This is a genomic window from Micromonospora sp. NPDC047521 (assembly GCF_055587305.1).
The window spans coordinates 286,735-303,284 of sequence record NZ_JBVJGN010000009.1; the positions used below are offsets into that span (position 1 = coordinate 286,735).

The 16,550-nt window shown below is 71.5% G+C and carries 14 protein-coding genes; 9 read left to right on the forward strand and 5 right to left on the reverse strand.

What is annotated here, in order from left to right:
• Positions 1 to 77 precede the first annotated feature (77 nt).
• The 7 genes from ACZ6N8_RS21260 to ACZ6N8_RS21290 all read left to right on the forward strand — a co-directional run bounded on the left by ACZ6N8_RS21260 (position 78) and on the right by ACZ6N8_RS21290 (position 6,467).
• Positions 78 to 494, forward strand: coding sequence for an FHA domain-containing protein (locus ACZ6N8_RS21260; RefSeq protein WP_466012138.1), 417 nt, complete (start codon positions 78 to 80; stop codon positions 492 to 494).
• 109 nt (positions 495 to 603) lie between these two features.
• Entirely contained in the window at positions 604 to 1,677 is a 1,074-nt protein-coding gene (locus ACZ6N8_RS21265) for an alpha/beta fold hydrolase (RefSeq protein WP_466012140.1), read from the forward strand.
• Positions 1,678 to 1,802: 125 nt separating this feature from the next.
• The gene (locus ACZ6N8_RS21270; protein WP_387120692.1) at positions 1,803 to 3,593 is read left to right on the forward strand and encodes a 3-hydroxyacyl-CoA dehydrogenase family protein; all 1,791 of its coding nucleotides are present in this window, start codon (positions 1,803 to 1,805) and stop codon (positions 3,591 to 3,593) included.
• Between the two features lie 40 nt (positions 3,594 to 3,633).
• On the forward strand, positions 3,634 to 4,128 hold the full coding sequence (locus ACZ6N8_RS21275) for a SigE family RNA polymerase sigma factor (RefSeq protein WP_466012142.1): 495 nt from the start codon (positions 3,634 to 3,636) through the stop codon (positions 4,126 to 4,128).
• Entirely contained in the window at positions 4,125 to 5,189 is a 1,065-nt protein-coding gene (locus ACZ6N8_RS21280) for a hypothetical protein (RefSeq protein ID WP_466012144.1), read from the forward strand. Before ACZ6N8_RS21275 ends, ACZ6N8_RS21280 begins: the two co-directional genes overlap by 4 nt.
• A gap of 64 nt (positions 5,190 to 5,253) precedes the next feature.
• Positions 5,254 to 5,577 (forward strand): hypothetical protein, encoded by a 324-nt coding sequence (locus ACZ6N8_RS21285; RefSeq protein ID WP_364373825.1) that lies wholly within the window; start codon positions 5,254 to 5,256, stop codon positions 5,575 to 5,577.
• A 92-nt stretch (positions 5,578 to 5,669) separates the two neighbouring features.
• On the forward strand, positions 5,670 to 6,467 hold the full coding sequence (locus tag ACZ6N8_RS21290; RefSeq protein WP_466012146.1) for an alpha/beta hydrolase: 798 nt from the start codon (positions 5,670 to 5,672) through the stop codon (positions 6,465 to 6,467).
• A 4-nt stretch (positions 6,468 to 6,471) separates the two neighbouring features.
• Here the strand turns inward: ACZ6N8_RS21290 and ACZ6N8_RS21295 are convergent, their stop codons facing one another.
• A complete protein-coding gene (locus ACZ6N8_RS21295; RefSeq protein WP_466012186.1) occupies positions 6,472 to 7,551 on the reverse strand; it encodes an AI-2E family transporter in 1,080 nt (359 codons plus the stop codon).
• 535 nt (positions 7,552 to 8,086) lie between these two features.
• Here ACZ6N8_RS21295 and ACZ6N8_RS21300 point away from each other — a divergent pair.
• The gene (locus ACZ6N8_RS21300; RefSeq protein WP_466012148.1) at positions 8,087 to 9,055 is read left to right on the forward strand and encodes a DUF559 domain-containing protein; all 969 of its coding nucleotides are present in this window, start codon (positions 8,087 to 8,089) and stop codon (positions 9,053 to 9,055) included.
• A gap of 83 nt (positions 9,056 to 9,138) precedes the next feature.
• Here ACZ6N8_RS21300 and ACZ6N8_RS21305 read toward each other — a convergent pair whose 3' ends face one another.
• From ACZ6N8_RS21305 to mce, 4 genes are all read right to left on the reverse strand, one after another.
• Complete coding sequence (locus ACZ6N8_RS21305) at positions 9,139 to 11,238, reverse strand: coiled-coil domain-containing protein (protein ID WP_466012150.1); 2,100 nt, start codon at positions 11,236 to 11,238, stop codon at positions 9,139 to 9,141.
• Positions 11,239 to 11,415: 177 nt separating this feature from the next.
• Positions 11,416 to 12,681: a DivIVA domain-containing protein gene (locus ACZ6N8_RS21310; RefSeq protein WP_387120713.1), complete on the reverse strand. Its 1,266-nt coding sequence runs from the start codon at positions 12,679 to 12,681 to the stop codon at positions 11,416 to 11,418.
• 287 nt (positions 12,682 to 12,968) lie between these two features.
• Positions 12,969 to 14,324, reverse strand: coding sequence for a crotonyl-CoA carboxylase/reductase (gene ccrA / locus ACZ6N8_RS21315; protein WP_466012188.1), 1,356 nt, complete (start codon positions 14,322 to 14,324; stop codon positions 12,969 to 12,971).
• 336 nt (positions 14,325 to 14,660) lie between these two features.
• Positions 14,661 to 15,137, reverse strand: a complete 477-nt coding sequence (mce, locus tag ACZ6N8_RS21320; protein WP_466012153.1) for a methylmalonyl-CoA epimerase — start codon at positions 15,135 to 15,137, stop codon at positions 14,661 to 14,663.
• A 62-nt stretch (positions 15,138 to 15,199) separates the two neighbouring features.
• On the opposite strand from mce, the gene ACZ6N8_RS21325 reads away from it, so the two are divergent.
• Positions 15,200 to 16,399 carry an acetyl-CoA C-acetyltransferase gene (locus tag ACZ6N8_RS21325; RefSeq protein ID WP_466012154.1) on the forward strand — a complete coding sequence of 400 codons (1,200 nt, stop codon included), beginning with the start codon at positions 15,200 to 15,202 and terminating at the stop codon, positions 16,397 to 16,399.
• Positions 16,400 to 16,550: the final 151 nt, after the last annotated feature.

A 16,550-nucleotide genomic window follows, 5' to 3' on the forward strand; every position in this document is an offset into this window, starting at 1 on the left:
CGGTCGGTATTGACGATTACCGTCTGATGGCAGGCTGACGCGCGGAGTGACGGTGTGGGGTGGAGGGCTGACTGTCCATGGAGGAACATCCGGAACTGATGCCGCTGTTGACGGTCGCCGGTGGGCCGATGCGCGGGGCGAGCTTTCGGCTGCGGGCCGAACCTCAGGTGATCGGGCGGGCGCCGACCGGTCACGTGGTCATCAACGATCCGCACCTGAGCCGCCGGCACGCGGAGGTGTGGCTGGCCCCGGAGGGGCCGTCGCTGCGCGACCTCGGCTCGACGAACGGCACCTGGCTCAACGACCGCCGGATCACCGGGACCGAGCTGCTCTCCGACGGCGACGTGATCCGGATCGGCCGCACCGAGCTGCGCCTGTTCGACCCGGGGGTCGCGCACACCGACCCGGTGGGGCTCCGGTTCGGTCCGCCCCGGCGCGACGTCCGGCCTACGTTGCCGTTGCCGCTGGCCGCGCCGCCCACCGCCCGGCGCTAGGCGGTCGCACACCGCGACGAGCGGGCGCCGCACCTGGCTGACGGCCACACCGGCCGGAGGTACCGAGTGGGGCCGACGCACCTGGACCGGCGCGTACCGCCGTGGCAGCATGCCGCGGATGGAAACCGAGCAGCGGACCGTCACGGCCAACGGCATCACCCAGGCGGTACGCGTCGCCGGCCCACCGGACGGCACGCCGGTGCTGCTGATCCACGGCAACTGCTCGTCCTCGCTGTTCTGGGAGCCACTGATCCGGCGGCTGCCGCCGACGCTGCGGATCGTCGCACCGGACCTGCGCGGCTACGGCGACACCGGGACCGCACCGGTGAACGCCACCCGTGGCCTGCGGGACTTCGCCGACGACGTGGCCGCCCTGCTGGACGACCCCGCGCTCTTCGGCGCCAGCGCCGCGCGTCCGGTGGTGGTCGGGCACTCCCTCGGCGGTGGCGTGGCGATGCGGCTGCTCGTCGACCACCCGCAGCGGGTACGCGCGCTGCTGCTCGCCGCGCCGGTCTCCCCGTACGGCTTCGGCGGCACCCGGGACCTGACCGGCACGCCTACCACCCCCGACTTCGCCGGGACGGGCGCCGGCACGGCGAACCGGGACTTCGTCGCCCGGCTCGCCGCCGGCGACCGGAGCGCCGAGGCGCAGGCCAGCCCCCGTGCCGTGCTGCGGGCCACCTACGTGGCGGACCCGGGGGCGCTCGGCGCGGACGAGGAGTTGCTGCTGGACAGCCTGCTCTCCACCGCGACCGGCGACGACAACTACCCGGGCACGTCGGTGCCGTCGGAGAACTGGCCGGGCGTCGCACCGGGGGAGCGGGGCGTGCTCAACGCGCTCGCGCCCACCTGGTTCCGGCTCGCCGACGAGCTGGTCGCCGTGGCCGACAAGCCGCCTGTCACCTGGGTACGCGGTGACGCCGACGTGATCGTGTCGGACACCTCGCTGTTCGACCTGGCGTACCTGGGCTCGCTGGGCGTGGTGCCCGGCTGGCCCGGTGAGCAGGACTGCCCGCCGCAGCCGATGGTCGGCCAGACCCGGGCGGTGCTGGAGCGGTACGCGGCGGCCGGCGCCGCGTACCACGAGGTCGTGTTGCCCGGCTGCGGGCACAGTCCGCACCTGGAACGGCCGGCGGAGTTCGTCGCGGAGCTGCTGGCCCTGACCGACGTGCCCGCCGTGTAGCGGAGCTGGGCGCGGTGGGTGAAATATGCCACGGCGTCTCGACAACCGTGCGTCACGTGGCAGACTCGCGCGCATAACCTTAGCGGCCGTTCAGTGGCCGTACGGAGTGTCTGGGGAGGCGGGTCGTGGCGCGCGAGTTCAGCACCGTGGGTGTGGTGGGGCTGGGCACCATGGGTGCCGGCATCGTCGAGGTCTTCGCCCGCAACGGCATCGACGTGGTCGCGGTCGAGATCTCCGAGCCCGCGCTGGAACGCGGCCGGGCCACCCTCACCGGCTCGACCGACCGGGCGGTCGCCAAGGGCAAGCTGGCCGCGGCGGACCGGGACGCCCTGCACGAGCGGGTGCACTTCGCGGTGGGCCTGGACGCGCTGCACTCAGTCGACCTGGTCATCGAGGCGGTGCCCGAGCACCTGGACCTGAAGCAGCGGATCTTCGCGGAGCTGGACCGGGTCTGCCGGCCGGAGGCCATCCTCGCCACCAACACCTCGTCGTTGAGCGTCACCGAGATCTCGGTGGCCACCACCAGGCCCAACCAGGTGATCGGCATCCACTTCTTCAACCCGGCTCCGGTGATGAAGCTGGTCGAGGTGGTCCGCACGGTCGTCACCTCGCCCGAGGTGGTCGCCGACGTGGAGGCGCTCTGCGCCCGGCTGGGCAAGGTCGACGTCACCATCAACGACCGGGCCGGCTTCATCGCCAACGCGCTGCTCTTCGGCTACCTCAACCACGCCGTCGGGATGTTCGAGTCGCACTACGCGACCCGGGAGGACATCGACGCCGCCATGAAGCTGGGCTGCGGCCTGCCGATGGGCCCGCTGGCGCTGATGGACCTCATCGGTCTGGACACCGCGTACGAGATCCTGGACACCATGTACCGGCGCGGCGGGCGGGACCGCCGGCACGCCCCGGTGCCGCTGCTCAAGCAGATGGTGACAGCGGGACTGCTCGGCCGGAAGTCCGGCCGGGGCTTCTACACCTACGAACGGCCCGGCTCCCCGGTGGTCGTACCCGATGAGGCGACGCCGCCGGCCACGGAGGCCGCGCTCGCCGACGGCGCGCGCGCCATCGCCAAGGTGGGCGTTGTGGGTTCCGGGACGATGGCCACCGGGATCATCGAGGTGTTCGCGAAGGCCGGCTACGAGGTCGTCTCGGTGACCCGCGGCGCGGAGAAGTCCGCGAAGGTCTGCGAGGCGGTGAAGACCTCGCTGAACAAGGGCGTGGTGCGCGGCAAGCTCTCCGAGGCCGACCGGGACGCCGCGCTCGGCCGGATCAGCTGGTCCGCCACGCTCGACCACCTCGCCGACGTCGACCTGGTGGTCGAGGCGGTGGTGGAGGAGCTGAGCGTGAAGAAGGCGCTCTTCGCCAGCCTCGACGAGATCTGCAAGCCGGGCGTCGTGCTGGCCACCACCACCTCGTCCCTGCCGGTGATCGACGTGGCGATGGCGACCCAGCGGCCGGCCGACGTGGTGGGGCTGCACTTCTTCAACCCGGCGCCGGTCATGCCGCTTGTCGAGGTCGTCCGCACCATCCGCACCTCCCCGGAGGCCACCGCCACCGCGCGGGCGGTCTGCGCCACGCTTGGCAAGACCGGCGTGGTCTGCGGCGACCGGTCCGGGTTCATCGTCAACGCGCTGCTCTTCCCGTACCTGAACGACGCGGTGAGGATGCTGGAGGCCAGCTATTCCACCGCCGACGACATCGACCACGCGATGAAGCTGGGCTGCGGCTACCCGATGGGCCCGTTCGAGCTGCTCGACGTGGTGGGGCTGGACGTCTCGCTGGCCATCCAGCGGGAGCTGTACCTGGAGTTGCGCGAGCCGGGCTTCGCACCCGCGCCGCTGCTGGAGCACCTGGTCACCGCCGGCTACCTGGGTCGCAAGACCCGCCGCGGCTTCCGCGACCACTCGCACCGCTGACCGGGTCAACGCGGCAGGGGCCCGGCCGCGTCTGAGGGATGTGACCTTCGAGGAGTACGTCTCCAGTCGCGGCCCGGCCCTGGTCCGGCTGGCGCGGCTGCTGACCGGTGACGAGCACCGGGCCGAGGACCTCACCCAGGAGGTGCTGTCCCGGGCGTACGTGCACTGGCGCCGGATCTCCCGCGCCGACCGACCCGACGTGTACGTGCGCCGGATGCTCGTCAACGCCAACAACTCCTGGTGGCGTCGCAGGTCGAACCGCGAGCTGGCCGTCGACACCTTCGTCGACCGGCCGCAGCGCGGCGACCTCGATGGCGAGGTGGCCGACCGGGACGAGATGTGGCGGTTGATCCTCGCCCTGCCCGACCGTCAGCGGGCCGTGCTGGTGCTGCGCTACTACGAGGACCTCGACGACGCGACGATCGCCCAGGTCCTGGACTGCTCGCCGGTCACCGTCCGTACCCATGCGATGCGGGCGTTCGCGAACCTCCGGGAGCGCTGTGGCGTCCCGGCCAAGAACGGGAGCCGGCCGTGATCGATCTCGACGACCAGATCGCCCAGACCCTGCGGGAGCGTGCCGAGGGTGACGTGGACACCAACCGGCTGCTGCGGGCCTCCCGTGCCCGGGGCCGCCGCCGACAGGTGCACCGTCGCGCCGCCATGGGCACCGCGTTGTGCCTCGTCGGGACGCTCGGCTTCGTCGGGGTGAGAGGGTCGGGCCTCGACGACCTGGCCGGCCGCGTGCCCTGGACCACGGCGACGCCCACGCCCAGCGTGGTCCCGCCGCGCGCCGACGGGGTGGCCGGGGCCGCCGTCGACCCGGCGCTGGTGGGCGCCGATCCGCAGGTGCTGCACGTCGGCGTCGACCCCGATCGGGCCCGCTACCTGGGCTGGGAGGTGATCCGGGGTCAGGGCGAGACGGTACGGCTCAGCGTCGGGGGCAGCGAAGAGGTGCGCATCGACGTGAGCCGCTCGATCGAGTTGCCCAGCAGCGTCACCATCGACGGCACCTCGTTCGAGGTGACGGAGGTGGGACGTCCGACCTTCGACGGCGCGGTCCGCCAGGTCAGCGGCATGGACCGCGGACTGGTCAGGTTGTGGCAGCCGGTGCCGGGCCTCTACGCCCGTGCCGTCATGCTGCACGGCGACCGGGCCGTTCTGGATCAGGCGGTCGGGGCCCTGCGCTGGAAGGAGCCCCGACGGTGTGCCGCGCCGCTGCGGCTCGGTGCTCTGCCCGCCGGCGCGAAGGTCACCGTCTGCTCGGTCGACGTCGCCTCGTACCCGAGGCTGGTCACTGCCCGGTTCGCCCTTCAGCGATCCCCGATGGAGAACATGTCGGTGGAGTACCGGTACGTGAGCGGGGCGGGCACCTACACCGAGGCGGACCGGACCATCGCGGGCCGACCCGCGCTGCTCTCCGCGAAGGGGACGAGGCTGGAACTGGTAGGCATCCCCCGAACGAGGGTGATCGCCGACTTCGGCTGGCCCTGGGACGGCGAAAGGCCCGCGAACATCTTCACCGAGGCCGAGGCGACGGCCCTGCTGGCGGACGTGGACCTGTCCGAGGACCCGACCCGGCCGCAGAGCTGGAAGTGACCTCGACCGCCGGGCGGGCCGGCCGCGAGGCCGTCCCGCCGGCCGGACCGTACGCTTGGTGACTGTGAGCCCCCGTCGCAATCGCCCTCGCCGGGACGAGAACGCCAACCTGGACGCCGATCGCGTCCGGCAGGGTGTCGCCTCGGTGCAGCAGTGGACCGACGGCGCCTGGCAGGTACGCGGGATCGGGGCGGGCGCGTCGGTCAAGACGTACCGTTGCCCCGGTTGTGACCAGGAGATCCGGCCCGGGGTGGCGCACCTGGTGGCCTGGCCGGCCGACGGCCTCGGTGACCTGACCGACAGGCGGCACTGGCACAGCGGCTGCTGGCGGGCCCGGGAGCGGCGCGGCCCGGCGGTGCAGCGCGGCCGGAGCAGCCCGCGCTACTGAGCGACCCGGCTGGGCGCCTCGCCTGAGCGACCTGGATCACCCTGTTACCGCCTGGGCGGGCGGTGGCGGCGACTTCGCGACAGACTTGGGTGGTGAGCACACCGATCCGCGCGTCGTCGATCCTGCCCGGTCGCCGGGAGGACATCGAGCTGCACACCGCCGATGGTCTGCGGCTGGTCGGCGAGTTGGCAGTGCCGGCGGAGCGGCCGCCGGTCGCCACACTGGTCTGCCTGCACCCGCTGCCCACCCACGGCGGAATGATGGACAGCCACGTGTTCCGCAAGGCGGCCTGGCGGCTGCCGGCGCTCGCCGACCTGGCCGTGCTGCGGTTCAACACCCGGGGCACCAGCAGCGTGCGCGGCACCAGCGAGGGGGCCTTCGACGGCGCGGTGGGCGAGCGGTACGACGTGGCCGCCGCCATCGAGTACGCGGAGTTCGCCGAACTGCCGAACATCTGGCTGGTCGGCTGGTCGTTCGGCACCGACCTGGCCCTCATGCACGGGTGCGATCCGGCCGTCGCCGGGGCGATCCTGCTCTCCCCGCCGCTGCGCTTCTCGGCCCCGGAGGACCTGGCCACCTGGGCCGCCTCGGGTCGACCCCTGACGGCTCTGGTGCCGGAGTTCGACGACTACCTGCGCCCGGCGGAGGCCCGGGAGCGGTTCGCCGCAGTGCCGCAGGCCGAGGTCGTCGGGGTGCCGGGCGCCAAGCACCTCTGGGTGGGCGACGCGGAGACCGTGCTCGACGAGATCGTCCGCCGGGTCAACCCGGCCGTCGAGGTGCCGCTGCCGACCAGCTGGGACGGCCCGATGGAGTCCGGCGACGTCAGCGCGTACGCCGACCGCACGGTGGCCGCCTTCGCCGACACGCCCGTCCCGCAGCCGGGCGACTGACGGCTCAGCGCCGCTCCTGGCGGGGGAGCACCACCTCGCGCAGGATCAGTTGCAGCGCCGCCACCGTGGGGATGGCGATCAACGCGCCCACCACGCCCAGCAGGGCCACCCCGAGCAGCGCGGCCAGCAGGGCGGCCACCTCGTTGACCTCCACCGAGCGCCGCATCACCTTCGGGTAGATCAGGTAGTTCTCCACCTGCTGGTAGATGAGGAAGAACACCACGCACGCGATGCCTGTGGGCAGGTCGGCGGCGAAACCGACAAGACTCACGATCACCGCGCCCAGGGTGGCGCCGATCTGCGGGATCAGGTCGGTCACCGCTACCACCACGGCAAGCGCGAACGGGTACGGCAACCCGACGATCAACGCGAAGACGAATGTGGTCGCGCCGGCCAGCACCGCGATGCTCAACGCCCCGACCATGTACGCGCCGACCTTGGTCAGGATCTCGTCGCCGATCAGCTGCACCCGCTCCCGCCGGGACCGGGGGACCAGCGCGTAGCCCAGAGACCGCAGCCGGTTGAAGTACGCCAGGAAGTAGATCGTCAGCACCAGCACGGTGAGCGTCCGGAACACCGTGCCGAAGATCAGTTGAGCGCCGCCGAGCACCCCGCCGAGCGCCCTACCGATGGTCTGCGCGTTGGCGGCGCCCTGCACCCGCTCGACCACGTCGTACCGCTCCACCAGGTCGTTGACAGTCGGGTTGCGGCGCAACTCGTCGAGCAGGCTCGGGATCTGGTCGATGAATTGCCCGGACTGCGTCACGATCGGCGGGACCAGCGCCACCACGCCGCCGCAGAGCAGCAGCACCACTGTCAACGCGACCACCGCGACCGCCAGGCCGTGCGGCACGCCCCAGCGGCGTAGCCGCACCACCGCCGGGTTGAGGCCCACCGCCAGGAAGAGCGCGATCACCACCAGCACCAGGATGCCGCCGGCGTTGCGAATCCCCAGATAGAGGGTGTACGCCAGCAGCACACCCAACGCGCCGGTGAAGCCGATCAGGAAGCTGCTGCGCCGCAGCGGACGCCCCGGAGTGCCGAACCTGCCGGACGGGACAGCGGGCGGCTCGTCCGGGTCGATGCCCGGCGCGGGAACCGGCACCGGCGCCGGTGTCTCGGCAGGCGTCGGGTCGATCGGTGGCTGGTCGGCGGGCGGGGGACCGGGGGTCACGTCCGGGTCGTCGGCCGACGGGTCGTGCTGCGGCACCAGAACCTCCCGACTCAGGCGACCGGACGACCGACGGACGCCACGCCGACGCACCCGCTGTCGCCGCTGCGAGTGGAGGTGCGCCAGACTGCGCCACTCAGGTGCATGAGTCCACTGCTTCCTTCAGGGTCGATCGGGTGCCGGCTTGGGAAGTCTTCGTTTCGAAGCGTCCCCGTCGTGAAAGCAGCGTAGCCACGTCACCATCGTCGTCAACCACGACTTCGGCAAGCCGGTTTCGCGTTCCCGGAGATCGACGGCGGTGACCATCTGTCTCGCCGGGCTGTACCACGAGGCGGCGCACGACCTGTGTCAGCGAAACCGTAGATCTTGGACAGTTTCCGTTGGTGTGTAACGGAAACTGTCCAAGATCTGGTGGTGTGGTGGCTTCCCGGCGGTGAAAGCTGTTCGGATGCTGCCCGCCGACGACGCCGCCGCACTCGACTGGCTCGCCTTCGAGCAGGCGGGCGTGCTGACAACCGCGCAGGTCTCCAGTCTGCTCACCGAGGGGACGGTGCGGGGGCGAATCCGCCCCGGCCGGTGGCGGTCGATCTGCCGCGGCGTCCTGCTGACAAGTAACGGTCGCCTGAGCCGCGACCAACAGCTCTGGGTCGCGGTGCTGACAGCCGGGCCAGGTGCGATGCTGGCCGGGGTAACCGCCGCCACCGAAGCCGGGGTACGAGGGCTGCGCCGCGAGCCACTGCACGTGCTGGTGCCGGCCGCCCGCCGCGCCGCACGTACCTCTCTGCGTCGCCTCCCGATCAACATGCCCGCGGTGCTTGTGCATCGCACGTCGGTGCTGCCGGACTCGCACCGGCAACTCGCCCGTCCACCGCGCACCACGACGGCCAGAGCCCTCGTCGACGCGGCGGGATGGGCGGTGGGTGTGGACGAGGCGCAGGGGGTGCTGGCGGCCGGTTGTCAGCAGCGGCGGGTGCTGCCCGAGGAGTTGCAGATGGTGCTCGACGTTCTCCCCCGAGCGCCCCGCCGGCGGTTGATCCAGCAGACCGTCTGTGACATCGCCGGCGGCGCGCAGGCGCTTTCCGAGATTGATTTCCTGCGCCTCTGCCGCCGGCATCGGCTGCCCGTGCCTGATCTTCAGGAACATCGGGTCGACGCGGCAGGCCGCAAGCGTTGGCTGGACGCGTACTGGCGACAGTGGCGGGTGCACGTCGAGATCGACGGCGCGCACCACATGGACGCCCGGCAGTGGGCGGACGACATGCGTCGGCAGAACGACGTCTGGACCAGCGGCGACCGGATCCTGCGCTTTCCGGCGTGGGTGGTCCGCGCCCGCCCCGATGAGGTCGCCGACACCGTCCGGCGGGCCCTCGTCGCCGCCGGCTGGCTCCCCAACCAGCGCCATCCGACACACAAATAAGTCTTGGACAGCTTCCGTCAACGAGTAACGGCAACTGTCCAAGATCTCGATGCTCGCGCGGGTCGGCGCTGGCGGCGTACCGGTCAATCCTTCTCGATGGTGACCTTGCTGGGCTTGGCGCTGCGCTCGTCGGTGGTCGGCTTGCTGGGCCGCTTGCCGTTCTCACCGGTGCTGGTGATCTTGGTCGGCTTGGCGTCCCGACCACCCACGCCCGGAACGGCGGCCACTGTCGGCTCCCCGTCCACCCCGGCGCTGGCCGCGCCTCCGTCGACTGTGGTCACCGGCTCGGCCACCGGCCGGGTGGTGGACTGCCCGGCGTCCTCGGCACCGGCGTTCACCGGCTGCCGGCCGTCGGCGGGCTCGGTCTTGAGGCCGGTGGCCGCACCCGACCCGGGCGACGTGCCCGCGCCGACGGTCGCCGCGTCGGAGACGGCCGCGCCGTCGTCGGCCGCGCTCGTGCTCGCATCGTCGCCGGTGTCCGGCGCGGTCGGGCCGTCCAGCGGGCCGGCGGTGCTCTGCAACCGCAGGTCGGCCATCTGCCGCTGGAGCTCGTCGGACTCCTGCCGCGACTTCCAGGTCTCCTGCCGCAGGTCGGCGAGCTGCTGCTGGGCCTGCGCGATCTCCAACATCACCTGGGCGAGCTGCTGCCGGCCGGCCGCCGCCTCCTGCTGGGTGGCGGCCAGGTGCTGCTGGGTGGTGGCGAGGTGCTGCTGGGTGGTGGCCGCGTACTCCTCGAACTGGCGACGTGAGGCCGCCACGTGCTCGTCGGCCTTGCGGCGCTTGTCGCCCGCCTCGGTCTCGGCGCGGCTCAGCAGCTCGGCGGCTTCCGACTCGGCGCGCTGGCGCATCGCCGCCGCGTCCCGCTCGGCCGCCTGGCGGATCGCCTCGGCGCCCTGCTCGATCTCGTTCTTGCGGGCGGTGTACTCGGTCTCCAGGGCGTCCTTACGCGTGGAGTACTCGCTCTCCAGCTCGTCGCGGCGAGCCGTGAGACCCGACTCCAGCTCCTGCTGGCGGCTGGCGAACCCGGCCTCCAACTCCTGCTGGCGGGCCTTGTGCTGCTTGTCCAGCTCGTCGCGGCGCTTCGCGTACTCCTGCTCGGCCGTCGCGCGCCGCTGGGCCAGCTCCCGGTCGGCCGCCTCCCGCCGGGCATTGACCTCCTGCTCCACCCCGGCCCGCCACGCGCCCAGCTCCTGCTGGGTCTGCGCGCGGGCGTGCTTGACGTACGCCTCGGTCTCGGTGCGCATCCGCTGCACGTACGCCTCGGTCTCGGCCCGGCTGCGCTTGGCCGACTCGGTGGCCTGCGTGGTCAGCCGCTCCGCCTCCTGCTGCGCCTTCGCGCGAGTCGAGCGGCCGGCCATCGACGCGTCGTCGATGATCTGCTTGGCCTCCTGCTGCGCCTTGGCGTGGGTGGCCCGACCAGCCTCGGTGGCGGTGTCGGTGAGCCGCTTGGCCTCCTGCTGCGCCTTGGCGTGCACCTCCTTGGCGGCCTCGCGCAGCTCGCCGGCCTCCTGCCGCGCGGTGGTCAGCGCCTCGCGGGCGGCCTCGCGCAGCTTGGTGGCCTCCTGCTGGGCCCGGGTGTGGATCTCCTTGGCGGTGTCCCGCAGCTGGGTGGCCTCCTGCTGGGCCTTCGCCAACGCGTCCTGGGCGGCCTTACGCAGCTTCGCCGACTCGTCCTTCGCCGCCTGGAGCGTCGCCTCCGCCTCCGCGCGCCGGGCGTTGCTGTGCCGATCCTCCTCGGCGCGCCGCGCGGCGAGGGCGATCTCGAAGTCCTTCAGCGCCCGCGCTGCCTGCTCGCGGGCCTCCTCGACGATGTGCTCGGCGGCGGCACGACGGGCCTCGATCTCCTCGTTGGCCGCCGACAGGATCTGCTCGGCCTGCTCCTCGGCGAGAGTGAGGATCGACTCGACCCGGGGGCCCAGGTGTCGGAACGACGCCCGGTCCACCACGTTCATCTGCTTGCGGACCTGGGTGAGGTCGCGTTGCAGCACCTCGACCTGGCCGGCGAGCTTGTGGATCTGTGTGTAGGCCTGTTCCCGTTCGGCGGCGAGGGTCGCGATCTCGTGCTCGGCACGCGCGACGTACCTGTCGACCTGTTTCTTCTCGTACCCCCGCAGAGCGGACTCGAAGCTGGGCTCCGTCGTCACGTCCCCGCCGAGAGCGAACAGTTCCTCGCCGTGCGACATGCCCCCATCCTCACACGCATCGCCCCCGGCTGGGGCGATACGGACGCCCCTTGTGGGAGCTAGTTCACTCCGTTGCCGGTACCGAATGCCAAGGGCTGGGAAACGCATACGGCGCGAGGTCACACCGGTTACCCGGTGTCACCTCGCGCCGCCGATGCCCCAACCTGACGCCTGGCGTCAGCCGGCGGTCTCCGCGGTGACCCGGTCCTGACCGGCCTCGGTCTTCTTGGCCTCCGCCGGCTTGGCGGCCGGAGCGGCCGCCGCCGGCACGCCGGGCACGATGCCGGCGAGCCCGGAGAGCATCTGGCCGAGCTGCGAGGTGACCGCGTCCTTCTGCCGGGTGAGGTCCTCGACCTCGCGGCGGGCGGCCTGCGTGGTCAGCTCCGCCTCGGTGCGGGCCTCGGTGAGCAGGCGCTGCGACTCGGCCTTGGCCTCGTTGAGCGTCTTCTCCGACAGGGCCTTGGCCTTGTCGACAGTCTCGGCGGCGTTGCGCTCCGACTCGACCCGACGGGCCTCGGCGCGCTGCTCGATCTCCTTGGCCCGCTCCTGCGCTGCCCGCGCCCGCTGCTCGGCCTCGCTCACCAGCTTCTGGGTCTGCGCGACCTGGGCGGCGTGCCGCTCGGACTCCTCGCGCTCCGCCTTCTCCCGACGCTCGGCCAGCTGAAGCTCCAGGGCCTGCAGATCCTTGTCGCGCTTGTCGCGCGCGTCGGTGAGCAGCTTGGTCGCCTCGGCCCGCTTCTCCTCCGCCTCGCGGGCGGCCTTGGCCCGCTGCTGGGTGATCTCCCGCTCGGCGGTGGCGCGCAGGGTGGCGACCTCCCGCTCCACGGTCGACTTCAGCTCGGCCACCTCGTGCGCGGTGACCGTACGCAGCTGCTTGGTCTCGCGGTCGGCGTCCGCGCGCAGGGTGTCGGCCTCGCGGCGGGCCTGCACCCGGACCTCGGCGGCCTCGCGCTCGGCGGCGGTGCGCAGGTTACCGGCCTCGCGCTCGGCGCTCGCCTTCATCGCGGCGGCCTCGGCGCGGGCCTTGTCCGTGATCTCGCGCGCCTCGAGGCGGGCGGCGGAGAGGATGCCCTCCGACTCGCGCTTGGCCTCGTTGCGGTGATCGTTCGCCTGCTCCTCGGCGAGCCGGAGGATCTGCTCGACGCGGGTGCCGAGCCCGGAGAGGGTGGGCCGGCTGTTCTCTTCGAGCTGCTTGTTCGTGTCGGCGAGCTTCTGCTCCAGCGCGCTCATGCGCTGCTCGGCCTGGCGGAGGCGACGCTGGGCGTCGTTCATCCGCTGCTCGGCCTCGGCACGGGCCTGCTCGGACTGGGTCAGCGCGGCGGTCATCCGGCCGAGGAAGTCATCGACCTGGTGAGTGTTGTATCCGCGCAGGCCAACGGTGAAATCTGGCTGCGAGTTCGCGTTATCGAAGAACGCGAGAGGGGAGGACTGCTGCTGGGGCATTGGGACATACTGGCAGACGCCCCAGGGTGCTTCGCAAGAGCGGTGCGCAGCTTTCGTGTCCTCTTTACATGGTCAACTCCCGCGTTCGGCGATGCCGGGACCAATCGCCGATCTTGGCAGGTCCCGGGCGGGACGGACGCCACGCAGCGTGACATGGAAAAGGGCCACGGGTACGACCCGTGGCCCTTTGTTCGATCCGAAGCGATGTCGCGCTATTGGGGGCGGAAGAACAATGGCCGGATCACCGCATTGGCCATCCGCTGCTCATCCGTCCGGACGGTGGCCCGTCAGTGCCCCCGGAACCGGTTGATCGCGTCCTCGTACCGGGCCCGCATCTCCCCGTCCCGGACACCGAGGCCGTCGGTGGGGGCGAGGCAGCGCACCCCGACCTTGCCCTGGTGCGCGTTGCGGTGGACCTCGTACGCCGCCTGGCCGGTCTGCTCCAGCGGGTAGGTACGCGACACCGTCGGGTGCACCTTGCCGAGCGCCACCAGACGGTTGGCCTGCCACGCCTCGTGGTAGTTGGCGAAGTGGCTGCCGACGATCCGCTTGAGGTGCATCCACAGGTAGCGGTTGTCGTACTGGTGCTGGAAACCGCTCGTGGACGCGCAGGTCACGATCGTCCCGCCGCGCCGGGCCACGTAGACGCTCGCGCCGAACGTCTCCCGACCCGGGTGCTCGAACACGATGTCCGGGTCCTCGCCGCCGGTCAGCTCACGGATCCGCTCGCCGAACCGCCGCCACTCGTCCGGGTCCTGGGTCTCCTCGTCCTTCCAGAAGCGGAAGCCCTCCGCGGCCCGGTCGATGACCAGCTCCGCGCCCATGCTGCGGCACAGCTCGGCCTTCTCGGGCGAGGAGACGACGCAGACCGGGATCGCGCCGCCGTTGAGCGCCATCTGGGTGGCGTACCCGCCGAGGCCGCCGGACGCGCCCCAGATCAGCACGACGTCGCCCTGCTTCATGTTGGCGCCGTGGTGCGAGACGAGCTGCCGGTACGCGGTCGAGTTGACAAGCCCCGGGCTCGCCGCCTCCTCCCAGCTCAGGTGGCGCGGCTTGGGCATCAGCTGGTTGGCCTTGACCACGGCCAGCTCGGCCAGCCCACCGAAGTTGGTCTCGAAGCCCCAGATCCGCTGCTGCGGGTCGAGCATCGTGTCGTCGTGCCCGGCCGCGTCCTCCAACTCGACCGAGAGGCAGTGCGCGACCACCTCGTCGCCGGCCGCCCACCGGGTGACCCCGGGGCCGGTGCGCAGCACCACGCCCGCGGCGTCCGAGCCGACCACGTGGTACGGCAGGTCGTGCCGGCGGGTCAGCTCGGAAATCCGGCCGTAGCGCTTGAGGAACTTGAACGTGGACAGCGGCTCGAAGATGCTCGTCCACACCGTGTTGTAGTTGATCGCGCTCGCCATGACCGCGATCAGCGCCTCGCCCGGCGCCAGTTCCGGCGTCGGCACCTCCTGCACGTGCAGCGCCTTACGGGGGTCCTTGTCCCGGGTGGCCATGCCGTCGAACATCCGCGACTCCTCGGCACGGACGACCACACCCCGGTAGCTCTCCGGTACGGGCAGCCCGGCGAGGCCGGCCAGCTCGCGGTCCGGATCATTCGATTCCTCCGCCGCCATGATCGCTTCGAGGATGTCCTGCACGGTGACCTCCGGTTCGTCCGCACCCGCACGGGCCCGGGTGCTGCCATCGTCGGCGCCGGTGGGCACGACCGCCATGTCGGCATTCGACACATCCGGCACCGGTCGCGCTCCTGTGGGCCGGGACGTTACTGAACGGTAGCTAAAGCCGGAAGTCCTCTGTGAAAAACTGCATCCGCCGATGCGTGAAGGTGTCCAACCAACCCGCCAACCGCGCACTGACGTGCGCGCACCCCGTCCTCCGGGGGGCGCCACCCCTCGTTGATCAAGAGCTTTCGGTCACCTGCGACGCGCGGGATGACGCAAACCTCTTGATCAACAGGGGGGTGGGTCCGGGGGTCAGTGGGGGGTGGGGGCGGGTTGGACCAGCTCGACCAGGACACCGCCCGCGTCCTTGGGGTGCACGAAGTTGATCCGGCTGTCCGCGGTGCCGCGCCGCGGCTCGTCGTAGAGCAGTCGTACGCCCCGCTCGCGCAGCGCCGCGCACGCCACGTCGATGTCCGCCACCGTGTACGCGACCTGTTGCACGCCCGGCCCGTTGCGGTCCAGGAACTTCGCGATCGTCGACTCGGGCGTGAGCGGGGCGAGCAACTGCACGCAGCCACCCTCGGTGCCCGGGCCGACGGCAAGCATCGCTTCCCGTACGCCCTGCTCGGCGTTGGTCTCGACGTGCACGCAGCGCATCCCGAACGTCCGCTGGTAGAAGTCGATCGCGGCGTCCAGGTCGGCCACGGCGATCCCGACGTGGTCGATCTTGCGAAGCCCGATGTCTGTGACGTAGTCCGCACCGGGCTCGACGGGGGAGTTCTCAGTCATGGCGCTAGTCTGGCCGAACAATCGTTAAGGCGTACAGCTCGGCACCCCCCTCGGAGGCAGGCATGGCTTCGGTGATCGTCAGCGGCGCGCGCACCCCCATGGGGCGGCTGCTGGGCAACCTCAAGGACCTTCCCGCCACGAAGCTCGGCGGCATCGCCATCAAGGCGGCCCTGGAGCGGGCCGGCGTGAGCCCGGACCAGGTCCAGTACGTGATCATGGGGCAGGTGCTCCAGGCCGGCGCGGGCCAGATCCCGGCTCGGCAGGCGGCGGTCGAGGCCGGCGTACCGATGTCGGTGCCCGCGCTGACCATCAACAAGGTCTGCCTCTCCGGCCTGGACGCCATCGCCCTGGCCGACCAGCTGATCCGGGCCGGCGAGTTCGACATCGTGGTGGCCGGTGGCATGGAGTCGATGACCAACGCCCCGCACCTGCTGATGGGCCAGCGCTCCGGCTACAAGTACGGCGACGTGGTGGTCAAGGACCACATGGCCCACGACGGGCTCAGCGACGCTTGGGACTGCTGCTCGATGGGCGAGTCGACCGAGCGGATCGGCACGAAGCACGGCATCTCCCGCGAGGAGCAGGACGCCTTCGCGGCCGCCAGCCACCAGCGGGCCGCCGCCGCGCAGAAGAACGGCCACTTCGCCGAGGAGATCACCCCGGTGCTGATCCCGCAGCGCAAGGGCGACCCGCTGGTGATCAGTGACGACGAGGGCATCCGCCCGGACACCACAGTCGAGTCGCTTGCCAAGCTGCGTCCCGCCTTCGCCAAGGACGGCACGATCACCGCAGGCAGCTCCTCGCCGATCTCCGACGGCGCTGCCGCAGTGGTCGTCATGAGCAAGGCCAAGGCCAAGGAGCTGGGGCTGACCTGGCTCGCCGAGATCGGCGCGCACGGAAACGTGGCGGGCCCGGACAACTCCCTGCACTCGCAGCCGTCCAACGCGATCAACCACGCCCTGAAGAAGGGCGGCCTGAGCGTGGAGGACCTGGACCTCATCGAGATCAACGAGGCGTTCGCGCAGGTAGGCATCCAGTCCACCCGGGACCTGGGGATCAGCGCGGACAAGGTCAACGTCAACGGCGGCGCGATCGCGCTGGGTCACCCGATCGGCATGTCCGGCGCCCGGCTGGTGCTCACCCTCGCCCTGGAGTTGAAGCGGCGTGGCGGCGGCACCGGCGCGGCGGCGCTGTGCGGTGGCGGTGGCCAGGGCGACGCGCTGATCATCCATGTGCCGGGCAAGGCCGAGTCGGCGCAGTGAGCGCGAGGAGTGAGCCGGGTTTGCGAGCCCCGCAGTCGCGAACAAGGATTGTTCAGTGAGCGCGAGGAGTGAGCCGGGTTTGCGAGCCCCGCAGTCGCGAACAAGGATTGTTCAGTGAGCGCGAGGAGTGAGCCGGGTTTGCGAGCCCCGC